Annotated in this window: 15 protein-coding genes; 10 read left to right on the top strand and 5 right to left on the bottom strand. The window is 46.3% G+C overall.

Going from position 1 to position 20,257, the window contains the following annotated elements; translation table 11 throughout:
* Positions 1-9 precede the first annotated feature (9 nt).
* Positions 10-771, top strand: a complete 762-nt coding sequence (locus AAHN97_RS18830; RefSeq protein WP_343303616.1) for a LytR/AlgR family response regulator transcription factor — start codon at positions 10-12, stop codon at positions 769-771.
* Positions 772-982: 211 nt separating this feature from the next.
* Here the strand turns inward: AAHN97_RS18830 and AAHN97_RS18825 are convergent, their stop codons facing one another.
* The gene (locus AAHN97_RS18825) at positions 983-2,212 is read right to left on the bottom strand and encodes a 4-hydroxy-3-methylbut-2-enyl diphosphate reductase (RefSeq protein WP_343303615.1); all 1,230 of its coding nucleotides are present in this window, start codon (positions 2,210-2,212) and stop codon (positions 983-985) included.
* A gap of 93 nt (positions 2,213-2,305) precedes the next feature.
* Here AAHN97_RS18825 and AAHN97_RS18820 point away from each other — a divergent pair, with 93 nt between their 5' ends.
* Positions 2,306-2,779, top strand: coding sequence for a DUF4251 domain-containing protein (locus tag AAHN97_RS18820; RefSeq protein ID WP_343303614.1), 474 nt, complete (start codon positions 2,306-2,308; stop codon positions 2,777-2,779).
* 50 nt (positions 2,780-2,829) lie between these two features.
* On the opposite strand, the gene AAHN97_RS18815 is transcribed toward AAHN97_RS18820, so the two are convergent.
* The gene (locus AAHN97_RS18815) at positions 2,830-3,747 is read right to left on the bottom strand and encodes a bestrophin family protein (RefSeq protein ID WP_343303613.1); all 918 of its coding nucleotides are present in this window, start codon (positions 3,745-3,747) and stop codon (positions 2,830-2,832) included.
* Positions 3,748-3,784: 37 nt separating this feature from the next.
* Entirely contained in the window at positions 3,785-4,270 is a 486-nt protein-coding gene (locus tag AAHN97_RS18810) for a hypothetical protein (protein WP_343303612.1), read from the bottom strand.
* Between the two features lie 168 nt (positions 4,271-4,438).
* Here AAHN97_RS18810 and AAHN97_RS18805 point away from each other — a divergent pair, with 168 nt between their 5' ends.
* Entirely contained in the window at positions 4,439-5,146 is a 708-nt protein-coding gene (locus tag AAHN97_RS18805) for a response regulator transcription factor (protein WP_343303611.1), read from the top strand.
* Positions 5,130-6,491, top strand: coding sequence for a sensor histidine kinase (locus AAHN97_RS18800; protein ID WP_343303609.1), 1,362 nt, complete (start codon positions 5,130-5,132; stop codon positions 6,489-6,491). The genes AAHN97_RS18805 and AAHN97_RS18800 overlap by 17 nt, the downstream gene beginning before the upstream one ends.
* 3 nt (positions 6,492-6,494) lie before the next feature.
* On the opposite strand, the gene AAHN97_RS18795 is transcribed toward AAHN97_RS18800, so the two are convergent.
* Positions 6,495-7,391, bottom strand: coding sequence for a rhomboid family intramembrane serine protease (locus AAHN97_RS18795; RefSeq protein WP_343303608.1), 897 nt, complete (start codon positions 7,389-7,391; stop codon positions 6,495-6,497).
* A gap of 181 nt (positions 7,392-7,572) precedes the next feature.
* Here AAHN97_RS18795 and rpsA point away from each other — a divergent pair, with 181 nt between their 5' ends.
* The 4 genes from rpsA to AAHN97_RS18775 all read left to right on the top strand — a co-directional run bounded on the left by rpsA (position 7,573) and on the right by AAHN97_RS18775 (position 16,096).
* Entirely contained in the window at positions 7,573-9,471 is a 1,899-nt protein-coding gene (gene rpsA / locus AAHN97_RS18790) for a 30S ribosomal protein S1 (protein ID WP_343303607.1), read from the top strand.
* Between the two features lie 116 nt (positions 9,472-9,587).
* Positions 9,588-11,255, top strand: a complete 1,668-nt coding sequence (locus AAHN97_RS18785; protein ID WP_343303606.1) for a GH39 family glycosyl hydrolase — start codon at positions 9,588-9,590, stop codon at positions 11,253-11,255.
* 102 nt (positions 11,256-11,357) lie between these two features.
* Positions 11,358-14,546 (top strand): SusC/RagA family TonB-linked outer membrane protein, encoded by a 3,189-nt coding sequence (locus tag AAHN97_RS18780; RefSeq protein WP_343303605.1) that lies wholly within the window; start codon positions 11,358-11,360, stop codon positions 14,544-14,546.
* Between the two features lie 14 nt (positions 14,547-14,560).
* Positions 14,561-16,096 (top strand): SusD/RagB family nutrient-binding outer membrane lipoprotein, encoded by a 1,536-nt coding sequence (locus tag AAHN97_RS18775; protein ID WP_343303604.1) that lies wholly within the window; start codon positions 14,561-14,563, stop codon positions 16,094-16,096.
* Between the two features lie 59 nt (positions 16,097-16,155).
* Here AAHN97_RS18775 and hxpB read toward each other — a convergent pair whose 3' ends face one another.
* Positions 16,156-16,809, bottom strand: coding sequence for a hexitol phosphatase HxpB (hxpB, locus tag AAHN97_RS18770; protein WP_343303603.1), 654 nt, complete (start codon positions 16,807-16,809; stop codon positions 16,156-16,158).
* Positions 16,810-17,346: 537 nt separating this feature from the next.
* Here hxpB and AAHN97_RS18765 point away from each other — a divergent pair.
* Positions 17,347-19,461: a nitrite reductase gene (locus AAHN97_RS18765; protein WP_343303602.1), complete on the top strand. Its 2,115-nt coding sequence runs from the start codon at positions 17,347-17,349 to the stop codon at positions 19,459-19,461.
* 14 nt (positions 19,462-19,475) lie between these two features.
* The gene (gene cobA / locus AAHN97_RS18760) at positions 19,476-20,252 is read left to right on the top strand and encodes a uroporphyrinogen-III C-methyltransferase (protein ID WP_343303601.1); all 777 of its coding nucleotides are present in this window, start codon (positions 19,476-19,478) and stop codon (positions 20,250-20,252) included.
* Positions 20,253-20,257 lie beyond the last annotated feature (5 nt).

Below are 20,257 nucleotides of genomic sequence, written 5' to 3'. Positions count from 1 at the left end.
TATCACCACATGAGCGAGATTAAAGCAATTATCGTTGACGATGAACAGCATTGTATTGATGCTTTGCAGACTATGCTGCAGAAAAAATGTCCGGAAGTGACGGTACTGGCCGGCGTAAATAGTGTTCAGGACGCTAAGCAGATCATCGATGACCTGCGGCCGGACCTGGTTTTCCTGGATGTGGAAATGCCTCACCAAAATGGTTTTGAATTATTGAAGCTGTACGATAAAGTGCATTTTGATGTGATCTTTACCACCGCTTACGAACAATACGCCCTGAAAGCTATTAAATTTAATGCCCTCGATTACCTGCTGAAACCATTCAGCGTACAGGAATTACAGGAAGCTCTCCGCAAATTCCACGAAAGACGCCTGAATAAACAGGATAACAGCACTGCCCCGCTGGAAGTGTTCCTGCAGAACATGAAAACTTTACAGCAGACCAATAAAAAGATAGCACTCCCAACAATTAACGGATTGGTGTTCATGCCTGTACAGAATATTGTAAGATGTGAATCCACCGGTAACTATACCAAGATCTTCTTCACAGATAAAAAGCAGCTGCTGGTATCCAAACCACTCAAAGAGTTTGAGGAACTGCTAACGGACGTGGATTTCTTCCGCGTACACAATTCCCACCTGATAAATTTACAACAGATGGAATCCTATATCCAGGGAGAAGGAGGGTTTGCATTGATGAGTGATGGCACACAGGTAGAAGTGTCACGCAGACGTAAAGCAGACTTCCTGAAAAAAGCGATGCAGTTTTAATTGCGATCCCGCCGCACCAAATTTAGTTCCAATCTTACCACTTATCGGCAATACAATACCGGATATTAAATCGAGGTTGCGGACTGCTGTATTGGAATGTACTTTTGTTGCACGTTCAAGGTCATCAATTGTTTGTTATAAGAATTTTCTCTGCATTACTAGCGTTTGATTAGCCCCAAAGGAAAAAGACACCCATCTGGTGTCTTTTTTGTTATCCGAAAGTTTCTATCGCTTCATTCACTTTATGTTCCAGGCCGTAAAAAGAAAGTAGTTTCCGGATCACGCCCTCTACAATGGCATCCGGGCAGGATGCGCCACTGGTAAGGAGAATGGTGGCCGGCGTTTCCTTTTCCGGAAGGAAGTGGGTGCTGTGGAGTTCCTGGTGATGATGAAAATCCCAGTGTAATACCTCCTCGCGGGAGAGGAGTTTTTCTTCTGAGGAAATAAAATAGGTAGGCAGTTTTTCCTCACAGAGTTCTACCAGATGAGAGGTGTTGGAACTGTTGTACCCGCCCACCACAATAGCCAGGTCCGCTTCCACCTCCAGCATCCCGGTAACGGCAGTCTGGTTGTCGTTTGTGGCATAACATAAAGTATCCCTTGTATCCGCAAACCTTTCCCCCACCTGGTTATCCGCCAGCTGGTATTTCTCCTGGATGGTCTGTTTGATATAGTCTGCAATTGCCTGTGTTTCAGATGCCAGCATGGTGGTTTGGTTCACTACACCAACACGTTGGAGGTGTTTGGTAACATCAAAGCCTTCTGAATACTGTCCTTTGAATTCCTCGTAGAACTGTTCCGCCGGCTGTGTGCCTAAGATGTAGGCTGCCAGCCTGTGGGTTTCTTCCATATCCTTTACAACAACCGTAGGGGTATGGTGCCTGCTATGGGAAAAGGTAGCCCGGGTTTCCTCATGTTTGGGTTTACCATGTACGATCACGGTATATTCCTTGGCCGCAATTTGTTCAGCTTTATTCCATACACGTTCAACAAAAGGACAGGTGGTATTATATTGAAGCGGGGTAATGCCCATGTCCTGCAGCCTGCCCTCAATTTCCAGGGTGGTGCCAAAAGCAGGAATGATCACAATATCGTCTGCATTCAATTCATCCCAGGGGATCAGCTGCCGGCCGGAAGTATCCATCAGGAACTTCACACCACGGGAAAGCAGATCGTTGTTCACCTGGGGGTTATGGATCATTTCGCTCAGCAGGAAGATCCTTTTCCCCTCGTTTTCATCCACCGTCTTAAAAGCGATCTCAATAGCATTTTCTACCCCATAACAAAACCCGAAATGCCGGGCCAGTTGTATCCGCACAGGACCAAAATCCAGCAGGGTAGGGGTAAAGTCTTTTTTCATGCGGTCCTGCTGTTTCCGCTGCTGTTTAATAGCAGAGATCAGCGGGCTGCGGTATATAATAGGAACGTTAAATGTCTTCATGTGGTCGTCTGTACGTTGTCTTGTGCCGTACAAAGATAACAAGAATCTGATTGCCCATAATTCGGTAAATTCATATAGCCTAAATCCCCTTCCGTGAACATCTTTAGATCCATATTATGCTTAAGCGCTGCCTTGTTTTTTATGGTCACCTCTTCAAATGCCCAGGATTCCCTCCTCGCCTCCGCCATTAAACAAAGGCTGGATAAGCAGAATTTCCGCTTTTTTGTACAGGCTGTTATGCCGCCCGGAGGCCAAACCACCAGTGTGCCGGGAGAAAATTATACTTTCCGGGTGCAGGGAGACAGCCTGTTGGTGAACCTCCCTTATTATGGCCGGTCTACCCATGTATATGCTGATAATTCCCAGATCGGGTTCACTTTTAAATGGGGGAAATTCGATTACAAACTGCAGGAACGCAAAAAGAGTTGGAATATCACCTTCCGGCAACGCAATTCGCCGGATGTAAGTTATATGGTACTGAATGTATTAAAAACCGGAGAGGCTACCCTGTATGTGGAACCCCGCAATAAACAGCCCATTTCCTACCTGGGGAACATTATAGAGTAAAAAAAGCCCCCGGGAAGATCCTGAGGGCCTGTTCAATCCTTAACCTTACCTTATAAAACATAGTAAGCGGGTTGCTGCTGTTCAAGTTCCACCTCCGGCATCTGCGTTTCTTCCAGCATCTGCAAAAGGTCCCGCTCAACCTTACGGGCAATGCTTGTCATAGGAGTATCAGTTGGTTTATTTTCAAACGGATCCTGCAGGTTGATGGCCATTTTCTCAATCAGCAGAAATGAAGCTGAAATTGCTGCCACCAACGGCACTTCCACAATACCAAGGGAATCTATAAGTGCAAACGGAAGTAACAGGATGAAGAAGATGACCGCAAAATGGGTGTACAGACTGTAAGTGGCCGGAAAGATCGTATTCTTGATCCGCTCACATTTACCCATTGCATCACAAAGCCTGGTAAGTGTTCTGTCCATCTCCACCTGCTGATAATTATTGATCCATTCATGCTGCAGTGCATAACGCAGATCACGGCTATGCATCTGGAGAAGACCGGCAGGAACGTTATCGAATTTCGAAACAAAATTCAGTTCCCGCCGGGAGAGCAGCCGGTCCAATCCTTTAAGTGGATCTTTTTTTCTGAGCGCTTGCCCGAGGGCATAATTCCATGCTATCTGTCTCCTTACGAACTGGTCCCGGAAATGCCTGATCTCCTCCGATTCATTTGTGTTATTGATCATGGATGTTAACTGCCTCACCAGTGAACGGGAATCATTTACGATAGCTCCCCAGATCGTACGTGCTTCCCACCAACGGTCATATGCCTGGTTGGACCTGAAGGCCAGGAGCAGGGATAACACCGTGCCCAGTACCATGGGTATGGCCAGTGGAATAGCAATCTCACGTAATCCGTATTGATAATAAAGGATATTGATCAGCAGCGTGTAAACCGTTACTGCCAGTATCTCATACCGGATTGTACCAAAAATATATCTTAGCGGAATACCTTTCTTTAGCAGCATAATTCATCATTTTTATTTTCACTCGTCAGGCATCATCTTAATTTTGCAGTACTAGCAGCTCAGCAATCGAAGTGGCGGAAGGAGCTGTTTGTTTAGGTGTATGTATGATCAGTTCCTTGATCGGCAACCGGCATTTCTTTAACAGCTTTTCAGGATTATAACTTTCTCTTCCCGGGCACTGATAACCCATTGACTGCGGCATAGCTACTTCATGGATCTCATGTGCTTTCAGGAAGTTCCGCAATGCCGGAGTAGTACTGCCATAAAAGAATTCAACTTTTATTTCGTGGATTGTTTTGGCGTATTTATTCTTCATCACTTCACAGGCTTCCCTGAAATCGCCGGTAACAAGCGTATGATGTCTTCCTGATTTGGTGAACATCCAGAGGTCCAGTATGGAATCCGGCATTTTTAATGCATGCATCAGCGTGATGCTCACCACTTCATCATTCCGCTCTGCCAGGTTGTGCAGATAGTTTAATGAACGAATGGACAGATCAGTGGGTACGAGTATGTTTTTCATGAGCATTTATTTTAAAACAAAACTAGAATGGGGGTGTTAGAAGGAAGTAAATGCACGATTAGAAGATAGTTGCGAAACGATAAAAATATCATGGCAAAGAGGTTAGAATCTGGTAAGAGAATGTGTAAACCCGCTATTTTCTGCGCTTCAGTGTTTAAATTTGGAAAGATGAGGATTTTATTAGTAGAAGATGAGCCTGCTGTGGTATCTGTGATCTCCCGTGGATTAACGGAATCAGGATATGAGGTAAGTGTGGCGCCGGATGGTTTGCTGGGGCTGGATATGGCGCGAAATAACAATTTTGGCCTGATCATCATGGATGTAATGCTGCCCGGAAAGAACGGGATAGAAGTATGCCGGCAGTTAAGGGCTGATCAGGTACAAACGCCTATCCTGATGTTAACAGCATTAGGCACCACAGAAAATGTAGTGATCGGGTTGGACAGTGGGGCAGATGATTACCTCACCAAACCTTTTAAATTCCAGGAACTGGAAGCCCGTATCCGTTCCCTGCTCAGAAGAAGGAATACAATACCCCTGAATGGCAAGGATAGCAATGTGCTGCGAATGGCCGACCTGGAATTGGATACCGATACCAAACAGGCTTCCCGCAAGGGACGGGTCATGACCTTAACTGCTACAGAATACCGCCTGCTGGAATACCTGTTGCGCAATCCCCGGAAAGTATTGTCCAGGGTAGAGATCCTGGAACATGTATGGGGCATTGATTTTAACATGAGCACCAAAGTGGTGGATGTATATGTGAACTACCTCCGCAAAAAAATAAACAAAGACAGTGGGCCGGAACTTATACAAACCGTTGTGGGCCATGGTTACATGCTAAAAGAAACCCTTACCGATGAAAATTCGTACTAAGATCATGCTGCTGTTTGCGATACTCACCGTATCCATCATTTCAGTGATGAGCTTTTTCGTGTACTACCTGGCTACGCAGTATTCTTTTGAAGATTTCTATAAACGGCTTGAAATACGGGCATACCTCACTGCAACAGCTGCTTTCCCGCCTGTTGGAACAGATACACTGGCATATAATTACATACGGGATAAACACCTGGAAAAACTGCCCTCAGAAAATGAATACATCCTGCGCATCCTGCCGGGCAACAAAATAGAAGCGCATCATTATATTGGCCTTCAACCGGAATTCTATGAGGCCGTGATCAGGGAAGGAAGGGAAACATTCCGGAATGGAGACCGGTTCTATGAAGGCATTCTCTACACGAACGGAGATAATAGTTACATCGTGATCGTGTCTGCAGTGAATGAGTATATGTCGCAATACATGACAGACCTGCGGCGGATCCTGCTTACCTGTCTTACAGTAGCGCTGGCACTGATCATAGGAACAGGGCTGTTCTTTTCACGTTATATTTTACTGCCCGTACATCGTATTATAGACCGGGTAAAGGATATCAGTTCCAGTAACCTGCATTTGCGTGTGGAAGCACATGGCGGCAATGATGAGATCCGTGAGCTGGCAGATACTTTTAACAATATGCTGGACCGTTTGGAGATGGCATTTGAAACACAGAATAACTTTGTAAGCAATGCCTCTCATGAGCTGAGTACACCGCTCACGGCTATTATCGGAGAAGCGGAACTGGCATTGAGTAAAGAAAGGGATTGCATGAGTTACCGTACCGCTGTGAGTAATATGCTGCGGGAAGCAGAACGCCTGGAACATATTACACGCAGCCTGTTACACCTGGCGCAAACGGGGTTTGATGGTAAAAAAGAAAGCTGGGACATTGTGCGTACAGACGAATTGCTGTTTGCCGTAAAACATGTGATAGACCGCATCACACCGGATAATAAAGTAGAGATTGATTACAGCCTTTTCCCCGAAGAAGAAGAGAAAATGAATGTGCTGGGTAGTTTTCAGTTACTGGAACTGGCGCTGAGCAATATTGTGAGCAATGCCGTGAAGTATTCCAGCAACCGGCCGGTATCATTGGCATTAGCGGCTACCAATTCCAAGAACATCATTATTGTAAGGGACCTGGGGATCGGGATACCGGTACCGGACATGCCTTATATCTTTTCCCCCTTTTTCCGTGCATCCAATACACAGCCATTTAAAGGTTATGGGATAGGGCTGCCGCTCACAAAGAACATTATCCGCATGCATAAGGGAGAGATCATTGTAAACAGCCGTATGGGGGAGGGAACAGAGATCAGGGTGGAATTGCCTTCTGCTTAAACCTTACTTCTCATCACTATACTTCTTTAACCAGTTCTTCTCTTCTGAAGTGAGGCTCTCATAGCCTTTTTCATTGATCTTATCCAGCAGCTCATCCAGCCGCGTACCAATAGCCACTTCGTTATTCCTCACCACGCGGAGCGGAGATTTTTTGGGTTTGAACTTCTTGGGCGCCCTGGCCTCACGGCGAGTAAATATCCCTTTAACTTTATCAAAAAGCGCGATCAATGGCCCGCAAAGATCAGTTCCCTGCTGCAGGATCCGGATATAACCATAACCAAAAGCAGCACCCCCCAGGTGAGAAATAAGCCCGCCGAGGTTACCATCTGCCATAGAAAATACATCAATCAGCACCAGCGCTATGGCCAGCCATTTTAAGCGGATATTGAAGATCCCGAAAAGCGCTATTTCAAGGTTAGGCATCAGTGTGCTGCTGGCTACAAGAAAAGTCATAACAGCAGCAGAAGCCCCTACCATGGTTCCGTCTATGCCCCTGTAACTGGGAAGGAGATTATAAACCGCCACATAAAGTATACCGCCAACAAGCCCTCCCAGCAGGTATAAAGGCAGCACACGCCGGTTGCCCAGATCAGAACGGAAAAGATTGCCGAAAAAGAAGAATACCATCAGGTTGAACAATACATGCAGCACCATGTAATGTGTGAACATATAGGAAATGAAGCCCCAGGGCTTCATTAGCAGCTGGTCCGGGCTGGAATGCAGGGCCAGGTTGTCATATAGGAAAACGAAAACCGGGTTGGCACTGTCCGATGCAAGGGCAACCAGCCTGATAATACCCAGTAGAAAGAAAATAGCAATATTTGTTACGATCAGGTACGTAACCATATTTTCCTGCCTGATCCAGTTCCGCAATTCCGTTTTGATAGAAGTTCCGTTCATAATGGAAAATTAAAGAAAATTGTTGATCCCGGCGGAAAGAGCTCTCATTAATAACGTTAAATTTAATATGTAACCTGTTTATACACATAGGCTATTTAGCCCAAAAAAAATTGTCCGAAAGGGATTATCTGCGTATCTTTGCCGTCCTTAAAATTCTTTACTTAAAAGGAGGAAACAAAAATTGACAGAAAACAACATTACTAACGAACAAAACGCTGAACAACAGGCCCCCGCAGCTCAGGAAGCTACGGCAGGAACAGCGACACAAAATGTACCTGTTGCCACCGCTCACGATGATTTCGACTGGAGCGTGGACAAACGTAACGTATCTTCTTACAGCAAAGAAGAAAAGGCTAAGTACGACCAAACTTACGAGAGCACTTTCAAAGTGATCGAAGAGAATGGTTTGTTAACTGGTCTTGTGGTTGGTTTAACCAAAACTGACGTAGTGCTGAACATCGGCTTCAAATCCGATGGTCTGATCTCCCTGAACGAGTTCCGCGACATGCCGAACCTGAAGATCGGAGACGATGTAGAAGTATTGGTAGTAGAAAAAGAAGACCGGGACGGTAACCTGCACCTGAGCCGCAAACAAGCGCGCGCACAACGTGCATGGGAACGTATCGTTGAGGTTTACAAAACAGGCGAAGTTGTTACTGGTACCGTTACCAGCAAAACCAAAGGTGGCTTGATCGTAGATGTTCACGGTATGGAAACATTCCTGCCAGGTTCTCAGATCGATGTTAAACCGGTTACCGACTACGATCAGTTTGTAGGCAAAACCATGGAATTCAAGGTGGTGAAAGTAAACGAAGCCATCCGCAACGCCGTGGTATCTCACAAAGCCCTGATCGAAAGCGATATCGAGCAACAACGCGTGGATATCATCTCCAAACTGGAAAAAGGCCAGGTGTTGGAAGGTACTATCAAGAATATCACAGACTTCGGTGCTTTCATCGATCTGGGTGGTCTCGATGGTTTACTGTACATCACAGACATCAGCTGGGGACGTATCTCTCACCCAAGCGAAGTACTCCAGATGGATCAGAAGATCAATGTGGTGGTACTGGACTTCGACGACGAGAAGAAACGTATCAGCTTAGGCTACAAACAACTGACCCCGCATCCTTGGGATACATTGCCTGCAACTATCACCGAAGGTGCAAAAGTGAAAGGCAAAGTGGTAAATATCGAAGATTACGGTGCATTCCTTGAAATTCTGCCTGGTGTAGAAGGTCTGGTTCACGTATCCGAAATCTCCTGGGCTTCCACACCAATCAACGCCAAAGAGTTCTTCAAACTGGGCGAAGAGTACGAAGCAGTGGTAGTTACCCTGAGCAAAGACGAGCGTAAAATGAGCCTGTCTATCAAACAACTCACAGAAGATCCATGGTCTACTATAGAAACTAAATTCCCTCTCGAAAGCCGTCACAAAGGTATCGTGAAGAACATCACTCCTTATGGCGTATTCGTTGAGCTGGAAACCGGTATCGGTGGTATGATCCACATCTCTGACCTGAGCTGGATCAAACGCTTCAATCACCCAAGCGAGTACACGAAAGTGGGTAGCGAGATCGAAGTTGTTATCCTCGGCATAGACAAGGACAACCGCAAACTGAGCCTCGGTCACAAACAGATCGAAGAAGATCCATGGAACACTTTCGAAACTATCTTCCCGATTGGTTCTATCCATGAAGGTACCGTAGTGAAGAAAGATGATAAAGGCGCTACCGTACAACTGCAATACGGACTGGAAGCTTACGCTCCTGCACGTCACCTGCGTACGGAAGATGATAAACCAATTGCTGTTGAAGATGTGAAAGAATTCATGATCATTGAATTCGACCGCAACGAAAAACGCATCCTGGTTTCTCACACTAAAGTTTGGGAACAAATTAAATCAGACGAGAAAGAAGCCGTGAACAAAGAAAAACGTGCTGAAGCGGAAAAAACCCGCAAGTCTGTTAAGAACCTCCAGGCTAAAGTGGAAAAAGCTACCCTGGGTGACCTCGGCGCACTCGCTGAACTGAGAGAAAAATTGAAACAATCAGAAGGTGGTGAAGAAAAGAAAGGTGAATAATTGATTGTTTTAAAAAGATAGAAAGATCCTCCCGATGTATATCGGGAGGATTTTTTTTGCCCCTCCCTATTCCCGGAATTAGTATATTGTATTATTGACACTTAAATAATACAAACATGAGGACCCTTGCCCTTTTACTGCTTATCACGCAATCAGTATTTGCACAACAGGATTCCGTATACATCCACGTTAATACAAACAATTCAAAAGGGCCCATGAAACCCATCTGGGCATGGTTTGGTTATGATGAACCGAACTATACTTACATGAAAGATGGTAAGAAACTCCTCACAGAAATAGCAAAACTCAGCAAAGTACCCGTATACGTCAGAGTGCACAGCCTGCTGGTAACAGGGGATGGAACAGCTGCCCTGAAATGGGGTTCCACCAATGCCTACACAGAAGATGCTAACGGAAACCCCGTTTACAATTGGACCATCATAGACCGGATCTTCGATACCTATATAGAAAGAGGTATGAAGCCCATCGCACAGATCGGTTTTATGCCGCAGGCCCTTTCCTCAAAACCGGAACCATACCGGCATCACTGGAAACCAGGTGATAACTATAATGATATCTACACAGGCTGGGCCTATCCGCCCACCGATTATAAAAAGTTTGCTACCCTCGTGTATGAATGGGTAAAACATTCTGTAGCACGTTATGGCAAAGCAGAAGTGGAAAGCTGGTACTGGGAGTTATGGAACGAGCCGGACATCAGTTACTGGAAAGGCACACCGGAAGAATACATCAAACTATACGATTACGTAGCAGATGCCGTAAAACGTGCCCTGCCGACAGCAAAGATCGGCGGGCCTGAAGTAACCGGCCCACAGGGCCGCAATTCCACCAAATTCTTTAAAACATTCCTGGACCATATTGTGAACGGCAAAAACCATGTAACAGGTAAAAAAGGAGCCCCGCTGGATGTGATCACATTTCACGCAAAGGGATCGCCGAAATTGGTGAATGGCATAGTGCAGATGAATATGGGTACGCAGTTAAGGGATATAGATAAAGGATTTGAAATAATAGCTTCTTATCCTTCTCTCAAACATCTGCCCATTATTATAGGGGAATCAGACCCCGAAGGCTGTGCCGCCTGCTCTGAAGAGTTCAGTCCGCAGAATGCCTACCGGAACGGGACCATGTATTCCAGTTATACCGCTTCTTCTTTTGCACGTAAATATGATCTCGCCGATGAACGAAAAGTCAACCTGGCCGGTGCCGTCACCTGGGCTTTTGAATTTGAAGACCAGCCATGGTTTGCAGGATTCAGGGACCTGGCCACAAATGGCGTGGACAAACCGGTGTTGAACATCTTCAGGATGTTTGGCATGATGCAGGGAAACAGGGTAGCCGTAAGCGGAAAACTCAGTTATGATCATCAACGGATAAAAACAGCCAGTGTGCGCGGAGATTCTGCTGATATTAACGCACTCGCAGCTAAAGATAAAAACAGCGCAACGGTGATGGTCTGGAATTATCACGATAACAACAGCCCCGCACCAGCTGCAATAGTTGTGGTAAAGATCAGCGGATTACCCACTGCTGCATTATTGCAGCACTACCGGGTGGACCAGGAATACAGTAATGCCTATGAAGCCTGGAAGAAAATGGGTTCTCCAAAACAACCGGATGCAGCGCAGATAACGGCTCTAGAGAAAGCCGGCCAGCTGCAACTGCTGCATGCACCGGAGTGGATTAAAACGAAGAATGGGGAAGCAGTGGTCAGGATCTTATTACCACGGCAAGGCGTTTCATTATTGAAGTTCACCTGGTAACAGCCCCTCCATCCCCTCATAGATTTTTTTTATTAGGATAGTTTTAACACATGGCCTACCTTCGCAGCCTATTTAGTCTATATAATTAATAGGGTTTAAGCTATGCGACAGAACTATATACTAACAACCCTGCTTTTGCTCCTAACAACCATTACCCTTCATGCGCAAAGCAGGAAAATCACCGGTAAAGTAATTACCGAAGGCGGACAGCCACTACCCGGCGTTTCCGTATTTATTAAAGGTACCGGAACAGGAACCGCAACTGCCGCAGACGGCACATATGCCCTCCAGCCTCCGGATACCGCAACACTGCTCACCTTCTCCCTGATCGGTATGGAAACACAATCCATACTCATCAACGGCCAGTCAACGATCAACATCACACTGCATGCCGCTGATAAACAATTGCAGGAAGTAGTGGTTACAGCCTTAGGTATCTCCCGCAGCAAAAAAGCACTGGGTTATGCTGTACAGGAAGTGAAAAGCGCAGAACTGCAAACCCGCCCCACCAATGCATTGAGTGCACTCTCCGGCAAAGTTGCCGGTTTGCAGGTGATCACCTCTGGTGGCAATATGGGCGGATCCAGCAGAGTATTATTAAGAGGTATTAATTCTATTTCCGGTAATAACCAGCCACTCTTTGTGATTGACGGTGTTACGATTGACAATGCCGACCTCAATACCAAAAGCACCACTAATGGTTCTGCCGGTAAAGATGTTGGGAACATGGTACAAGACCTCAACCCGGATGACATTGAAAACGTAAGTGTGCTGAAAGGCCCATCTGCCGCAGCTTTGTATGGATCGCGCGCAGCGAATGGCGTTATCCTCATCACTACTAAAAAAGGCCGTACCGGCAGAGGATACGATGTCACCATCAATTCAGGTATTGAACTCGAAAGGATCAACCGCTTACCTGAACGCCAGAAACTATATGGCGGTGGTAAAAGCAATACCTTCCAGGAAGCAGTGATCAACGGGCAAACATACAAGATCGTTGATTACGGTATGGATGAAAGTTGGGGCCCTAAACTGGATGGTACGCCTGTATTAAACTGGTATAACCTGGACCCTGAATACACCGCGGATTACCTGAAAGCAACACCATGGATATATCCTAAAAAGGATGTTACTGATTTCTTCCGTACGGGTATTTCTTCTACCAACAACATTTCTGTTAGCGGCGGCGGAGAAAATCAAACTTTCCGTCTTTCTTATACGAACAAGTCTGTAAGAGGTACTGTACCTAATTCCAGCCTGCAAAGGAATACCATCAACTTCTCCGGCTCCACCCGTTTCTCCCGTTTACTGGCTACTGCCAACTTCAATTATGTGAAGAACAGCAGCACCGGCCGCCCATGGACAGGTGCTTCCAACCGTAACATCATGCTGGAAGCATTTCAATGGGGCCAGGTGCAGGTGGATTATGATAAGCTCAGTGATTACAAACGTCCCGATGGTACACCCCGTTCCTGGAACCGCAACAGCTGGGAAAATACCACAGCAGGCAGGGCTACTAAATACATAGATAACCCTTATTGGTCTGCCCACGAAAGTTACCTCGAGGAAAACCGCGATCGCTTCTACGGAAATATCGGTCTTGCTTACGATGTGAACAACTGGCTGCAGCTGAGTTCCAAAGTGAATGCAGATATTTATAATTATCAGTACCAGGACAGGATCGCTGTATTCTCCCGTAGCCAGAGTAACTACACCGAGTATGCAAATTCATTCAATGAGTTCAACTATGAATTCCTGGCCACTGCCAACAAACGCTGGAGCACTTTATCACTCACAGCTTATGCCGGTGGTAATATCATGGACCAGAAACGCCGTATTTCCAATGCAGCTACACAGGGCGGTTTGATCATTCCCTTGTACTACAATCTGAAGAACGCCACCAGTGTATTGAATGAATCCAACTTCTATCATAAAAGCATCTACTCTTTATTTGGAAGTGTATCCTTAGGCTATAAGAACTTACTCTTCCTGGATGGGACCATCCGCAACGACTGGAGCAGTACGCTGCCACGTGATAAGAACTCCTTTGCTTATCCGTCTGTATCCTCCAGTTTCATCGTCAGCGAACTGGAAGGTCTGAAAGACATATCCTGGCTGAACTTCCTGAAAGTTCGCCTGGGCTGGGCACAGGTGGGTAACGATACAGACCCTTACCAGTTACAGCAGGCTTACGAAGCCCAGCAACCTTTCAATGGCAACCCCGGTTATAAATTACCGGCCGTGCTGGCGAATAAAGACCTGAAACCAGAGATCACCAGCTCATGGGAAACAGGCCTGAACGTAAGAGCTTTCAACAACCGTGTAGGGCTGGACGTTACTTTCTATAATAACGATAGTAAAAACCAGATCATCAATATACCCGTATCCACTGCATTGGGTTATGAATCAAAATTCATCAACGCAGGAAAGATCAATAACCAGGGTGTGGAAGTAACGCTGAACGTTGCACCAATAAGAACAACAGATTTCAATTGGGATGTTAGCTTTAACTGGTCTAAGAACACCAATAAAGTAGTAAAACTTTCTGAAGGTGTAACCAGCTTCCCGCTTACCGATCCAACCGGTTCACTCATTACATTAGTAGCAAGAGAAGGAGAGGCCTACGGTCAGTTGCTGGGATATGATTTTGTGTATGATAATGCCGGCAACAAAGTGATCACCGCTAATGGTGCTTACGCCAGAACAGAACAATTACGCTCTATCGGAAGTGTGTTGCCCAAATGGCAGTTCGGTGTACAACAGCAATTCTCTTATAAACGTTTTGATGCCAGCTTCCTGGTAGACGGGCGTGTAGGAGGAAAGGTATTTTCCCAGACCTATAAAGTAGGTATGCAAACAGGCGTGCTGGAACCTACTGCAGCCAATGGTATCCGTGAGAATGGCCTGGTACTGGAAGGTGTAAATGGCGATGTGGTATTTAAACCAGATGGTTCTTATACCGTAGGCAACACCAAAACAAATACAACAAAGATCTCCGCATACGATTGGGCATATGGATTCTCCAATGGTCCTACCACACAAAGTGTGTTTGATGGTACTTATGTAAAACTGCGCGAAGTAACAGCAGGATATACAATCCCCTTTGCGAAAACATCCGTAGTTCGCCAGATACGCGTAGCCGGTTACGGCCGTAACCTCTGGAACATTTACCAGGCAAACAAATTCATTGATCCGGAACTCACTAACAGCGGCGGAAATATCCAGGGTGTGGAAGGTGGTAACCTGCCTTTGCCCATTACATTTGGTGTAAACGTACAGGTGAAATTCTGATAAAAGTAATCGTCATGAGAAAGAAACATATCTTAATATATAGCTTCACACTGTTAGCAGCAGTATCCCTGATCTCCTGCAGTGATAAGAAGTTGGAGGAGATCAACACAGATCCTAACAGGCCTGTTGATGTACCCACTACCACTATTATTTCTTCTGCACAAAAGCAATTGATGGATAATGCACGCGGTTCCGCAGGCAATATCAGAAGTGCCATGCTGTTTGCACAGTACTTCTCTCAAAATCAATACACCAATGAGAGCAGGTACGATCTGCCGAGAACAAACTCTGATACTTATTGGGACAATGCCTACAAAGCATTGAACAACCTGGAGCAGGTCATCCGCCTGAACACAGACCCGTTGACGAAAGCAAAAGTAACAGCAGGAGTAGGGCCTAATGAAAACCAGATCGCCATTGCGCGCATCCTGAAATCATACACCTTCCTCACTTTAACGGATGCATTCGGCAATGTACCCTACAGCTCTTTCGGCAGCAACGATCCTGATTTCCAGGCATTGAAACTCAACCCGGATATCTCCAAACCAAAGTATGCTTCCCAGGAAAAGATCTATACAGATATCCTGAAAGAACTGAAGGAAGCAGCTGCACAGCTGATCGTAACGGAAAACACCTTCGGGAATTTTGATGGGATCTATAAAGGCAAAGCTGATCTCTGGAAACGTTTTGCGAACTCCCTGCGTTTACGTGTAGCCATCCGGGTTCGTGCAAAACTGCCGCAACTGGCAGCCACGCATATCCAGGAAGCCATTGCAGATGGACTGATCCGCAACAACACAGAGAATGCGGCATTGAAATATGAAGCCAAAGCGCCCAACGAAGCACCACTTTACAGGGCAACTGTAACAGAGAACCGCCGGGACTTTTCTGTATCACATATCCTGATCAATGTGCTGAAAGGCCAGGTAGGTCCATTTACAGCTGCTGATCCCAGGTTGAAAATATATGCCCGGCCCAATAAAGATGGATTGTATATCGGGCAGCCTTATGGTTTGTTGCCAAGCCTGGCTTCCATCCTGAAAGCAGAGGATATCAGTTTACCCGGCACCGTAGTGAATGCAGCTGATTATAGTGAAGTATTAATGGAGTATGCCGAAGTAAACTTCCTGTTGGCAGAATACAACAGTTGGAGCCAGGCAGATTATTTAAACGGTGTAAGGGCCTCCCTGGAAAAATGGGGCGTGGATAAACCTTCGGCAGATGCCTATATAGCATTATTACCTGCCGCTACCCAGGAAACGGTACTGTCTCAGAAGTATCTGGCATTATACATGCAGGGAAATGAAGCCTGGGCAGAGATCCGCCGCACTGGTTTCCCGACATTCCTTATAAAGAAGGGAGATGTTGTTTGGCCAACCGCACCGGCACCTGAAGAAGAAAAGAAATTCATCCCGCTGGCGGGAACCGGTATTCCCCAACGGATCTATTATCCGCAGAAGGAGCAGGCCGTGAACCTGGAAAATTACAGAGAAGCAGTGGGGCAACTGACAGGGGATAACATTGATGCGAAAGTTTGGTGGAATAACTAATCATCCTCCATATATAAGGGCGGCATGGGAAAAGATCTCATGCCGCTTTCTATTTCATGTTACAGCAGTTCCAGCTTTCCCTGATCAAACTCCAGTAAAGAATCCAGTTTCAGATCCGCCAGTACAAACTTCTTTTCCTCCCGCCTGTGTACCTCCGGCACCACCACCACTTTCATCCTGGCAGCCTTGGCGGCTATCATACCAGTTACGGAATCCTCAAAAGCCACGCATTCCAGCGGGGAACTGTTCAATTTCTCCGCGCAGGAAAGGTAAACTGCCGGATGGGGTTTGCCGTAAGGCTCAAATTCTGCAGAAACCACCGCATGCAGGGAAGACCCGATCTGCAAATGGTCTAAAACCGACTGGATCAGCCGCATAGGAGAGGAGGAGGCCAACCCCATTTTGAAATTCCGTTGTGCAAAGAAGTCCAGTATATAATGAAGTCCTTCCATGGCCCGGCCCTCCCGGAGGATTTTGGCCGTCACACCTTCGATGATCTCATCCGTCACCTGCTCAGCACTTTTGGCATCCCACTTGAAATAATTGTGCCAGTAGCTTACTACTTCCTTGGTTCTCAGGCCGGTAGTATGGCTGGCCAGTTCAGCCGAAAGCTCTACCCCTACTGTTGAAAACACCTCCCGCATGGCCAGGCCCCAAAGAGGTTCCGAGTCAATCAGCAGGCCATCCATATCAAAAATCACGGTATTGATCATATAGTCGTTTTTCGCCGCCGCAAAGGTAACGCGAAACTACCGCATGCAAAAGTCTCCTCCACAGAACTTCCTGCTGCATACAGAAGCCGTTGATCTCCTGCAAAAGCCTCCTCTGCAGAAGTTCCTGCCGCATTCAGAAGCCCCCTCAGCAGAACTTCCTGCCCCAGCCAGCCGCCTTTTCAGCAGCCACGCGAAACCTCCACCCTCCAAAAACACCCCGCCGCAACCCACCTTTCGAAAATTTCTAATTTATACCCCCCTTTTTTATTAAAAAAAGTTTTGCCATTCGTCACGGGACCTATATCTTTGTATTACTCTACAAAATCTATAGGAATATGGGTAATCAAGTATCAATGGGTTTGAATATGTGCATGTGCTGTTGGGCTCACTCAACGGACTAGGAGGTTTATACATATGAAGTATCTGTTTTCAGAATCATACAAGTTTAAGCCTCCGATATGCCAACGGAGGTTTTGTTTTTTTAGGCATTTGCCGCACGTTATATGAATACATTTTATCACGAGCAATTCAATTATCATGCAAAGTTTCAGAACTGAACTGGAAAATCCGATTGTAGAAAAGGACATCATCGAACTGGAGCAAAAGATCAGGCTGTTTAGAGAAGGAAAGATGTCTGACGAGAAATTTCGCAGCCTGCGTTTAGCCCGTGGCGTTTACGGACAACGCCAGCAAGGTGTGCAAATGGTGCGCATCAAACTTCCTTATGGTAAAATGACTTTACAGCAATGGAAACGTATTGCTGACATCTCGGATGAATACTCCACCGGGAACCTCCACCTGACCACCCGTCAGGATATACAGATCCACTTTGTTTCCCTGGACAAAACTCCTGAACTCTGGGCGAAACTCGAAATAGACGATATCACTTTACGCGAAGCCTGCGGTAACACCGTGAGGAATATCACCGCTTCTGATAAAGCAGGAATAGATCCGGAAGAACCATTTGACATCACGCCATATGCGGATGCCGCCTTCCGTTATTTCCTCCGCAACCCCGTTTGCCAGGATATGGGCCGTAAGTTCAAGATCTCTTACTCTTCCAGCGACAGGGATACTGCCTTCTCTTTCATGCACGACCTCGGTGTGATCCCTAAGATCCGCATCATAGATGGTAAAGAAGTTCGTGGCTTCAAAGTATTGGTAGGTGGCGGATTAGGTGCACAACCTTATCTCGCGAAAGTAGCTTTTGAATTCCTGGAAGCAGATCAGCTGATCCCTTACACAGAAAGTATCCTGCGTGTATTCGACCGTCATGGTGAAAGGACCAGCAGGCATAAAGCCCGTATGAAATTCCTCATCGCCAAGATCGGTATGGAAGAATTCGAGCGCCTGGTGAAAGAAGAATATAAAGCGGTTAAACTGAAATCAGTGCCGGTAGATCACGCTGCATGGAAAGAGCCAGCGCTGCCTGCAGCCAACCCTGCATTGCCTTCTTATACAATTAAAGATCCTAAGCAATACGAAGCCTGGAAGAAAACCAACACCTTCGAGCAAAAGCAAAAAGGTTATTATGGTGCTTATGTACGGGTACCGTTAGGTAATATCAGTTCCGTAGATTCCCGCACCCTGCTGGAAAAACTGGCGCCTGTTGTTGCTGATGATGTACGCGTAACCGTTAACCAGGGCTTATTGCTGAAATATATCCTTCCTGAACACCTGCCTTACGTTTTCAGTTTACTGGAAGAAGTAGGTTTCCAGGCCGCAGGTTTCGATAGTATTGCAGACATCACTGCCTGCCCTGGTACAGATACCTGTAACCTGGGTATTTCCAGCAGCACCGGTATCGCCGCTGCACTGGAAGAAGTGATCCACAACGAATTCCCCGATCTCATTTATAATAATGATATCAAAATAAAGATCAGCGGCTGTATGAACTCCTGCGGTCAGCATGGTATGGCACATATTGGTTTCCATGGTTCTTCCATGAAGAGCGGTGGTAAAGTATTGCCAGCCCTGCAGGTATTGCTGGGTGGTGGTCTTGTTGGCGATGGTGTAGGCCGTGTTTCTGATAAAGTACTGAAAGTGCCCAGCCGTAAAGGTCCTGATGTACTGCGCACCCTGCTGCATGATTATGAATCCAACAGCGAGAAGAAAGAACTGTTCAATGATTACTACGATCGTAAAGGAGAGAAATACTTCTATGAACTGCTGAAACCACTGGCAGACCTGAGTGTTTTGGGAGACAGTGATTTCATCGACTGGGGCCAGGCAGAAACTTTCAGCACTGCTATCGGTGTGGGAGAATGTGCCGGTGTAATGATCGATCTCATTGCTACTTTATTATTTGAAGCGGAAGAAAAACTGGAATGGGCAGCACAATCTTTTGCCAACAATTCATGGGCAGACGGTATCTATCATTCATATGCATGTATGATCCAAACCGCTAAAACCATGTTGCTGGATGAAAACGTGAACTGTAATACACAACACGGTATCATCGCTGATTTTGACAAACACTTTGTAGAAACAGGCCGCTTTAAAATAGACAGTTTCAAAACACTGGTGCTGCAGATCAACCAGCACGAACCAACTGAAAGCTTTGCCAAACAATACTATCAACAGGCAAAGGCATTTTATGACAGAGCGCAGGAATACCGTCTTGAAAAACAGGCGGCGAGTGCAAACGCTTAATAAACTAACCGATCATGCAAACAATACAACCGAAAGTGACACTGGTAGGCGCGGGACCCGGAGACCCGGAACTGATCACTGTAAAAGGACTGAAGGCCATTCAAAATGCCCGGGTGATCCTCTATGATGCTTTATCCAACAATGAACTGCTGGACAATGCACCACAGAACTGTCTGAAACGTTTTGTAGGCAAACGCGCAGGTATGCATGTGTACACACAGGCTGAGATTAACCGCATGATCGTTAAATATGCATTAACCTATGGGAGTGTAGTCCGGCTGAAAGGCGGCGATTCCTTTGTATTTGGCCGTGGTCAGGAAGAACTGGCTTCTGCACAGCAGTATGGTATAGAAACAGAAGTGATCCCCGGCATCAGCAGTGCTATTTCCGTACCGGGTGTGAATAAAATTCCTGTAACCGCACGTAACGTGAGTGAAGGGTTTTGGGTGATCACGGGTACCACCCAGGATGGAAAACTTTCCCGTGACCTGGAATTTGCTATCCAGGCAAATACTACGGTAGTGATCCTCATGGGCATGAGTAAACTGGATGAAATTGCTGCTATTTACACCCAACAGGGTAAAGGCCAGACGCCTGCCGCGATTATTCAGAACGGAACACTCCCTACCCAGAAAATGGGTGTGGGAAATGTGTCTGATCTGGGTACATTTGCAAGAGAGCAGGGGCTGAAGAATCCCGCAATCATTGTGATAGGGGAAGTGGTAAGGTTCCATGAAGCGTTTCAGGACCTGCAGGCAAAGCTCGCGGAGAATTACAAGCAAATAGCATAAAATGT

Source organism: Chitinophaga niabensis, assembly GCF_039545795.1.
GTDB classification, from domain to species: domain Bacteria; phylum Bacteroidota; class Bacteroidia; order Chitinophagales; family Chitinophagaceae; genus Chitinophaga; species Chitinophaga niabensis_B.
The sequence above is the reverse complement of the archived record's forward strand: the minus strand, read 5'-3'. Positions and strand labels throughout refer to the sequence as shown.

What these genes read in the sequence shown, in the direction of transcription:
- AAHN97_RS18830 (WP_343303616.1), top strand. Translation starts at nt 10, where the DNA reads ATGAGCGAGATTAAAGCAATTATCGTTGACGATGAACAGCATTGTATT.
- AAHN97_RS18825 (WP_343303615.1), bottom strand. Translation starts at nt 2,212, where the DNA reads ATGAAGACATTTAACGTTCCTATTATATACCGCAGCCCGCTGATCTCT.
- AAHN97_RS18815 (WP_343303613.1), bottom strand. Translation starts at nt 3,747, where the DNA reads ATGCTGCTAAAGAAAGGTATTCCGCTAAGATATATTTTTGGTACAATC.
- AAHN97_RS18810 (WP_343303612.1), bottom strand. Translation starts at nt 4,270, where the DNA reads ATGAAAAACATACTCGTACCCACTGATCTGTCCATTCGTTCATTAAAC.
- AAHN97_RS18805 (WP_343303611.1), top strand. Translation starts at nt 4,439, where the DNA reads ATGAGGATTTTATTAGTAGAAGATGAGCCTGCTGTGGTATCTGTGATC.
- AAHN97_RS18800 (WP_343303609.1), top strand. Translation starts at nt 5,130, where the DNA reads ATGAAAATTCGTACTAAGATCATGCTGCTGTTTGCGATACTCACCGTA.
- AAHN97_RS18795 (WP_343303608.1), bottom strand. Translation starts at nt 7,391, where the DNA reads ATGAACGGAACTTCTATCAAAACGGAATTGCGGAACTGGATCAGGCAG.
- AAHN97_RS18785 (WP_343303606.1), top strand. Translation starts at nt 9,588, where the DNA reads ATGAGGACCCTTGCCCTTTTACTGCTTATCACGCAATCAGTATTTGCA.
- AAHN97_RS18780 (WP_343303605.1), top strand. Translation starts at nt 11,358, where the DNA reads ATGCGACAGAACTATATACTAACAACCCTGCTTTTGCTCCTAACAACC.
- AAHN97_RS18775 (WP_343303604.1), top strand. Translation starts at nt 14,561, where the DNA reads ATGAGAAAGAAACATATCTTAATATATAGCTTCACACTGTTAGCAGCA.
- hxpB (WP_343303603.1), bottom strand. Translation starts at nt 16,809, where the DNA reads ATGATCAATACCGTGATTTTTGATATGGATGGCCTGCTGATTGACTCG.
- AAHN97_RS18765 (WP_343303602.1), top strand. Translation starts at nt 17,347, where the DNA reads ATGCAAAGTTTCAGAACTGAACTGGAAAATCCGATTGTAGAAAAGGAC.
- cobA (WP_343303601.1), top strand. Translation starts at nt 19,476, where the DNA reads ATGCAAACAATACAACCGAAAGTGACACTGGTAGGCGCGGGACCCGGA.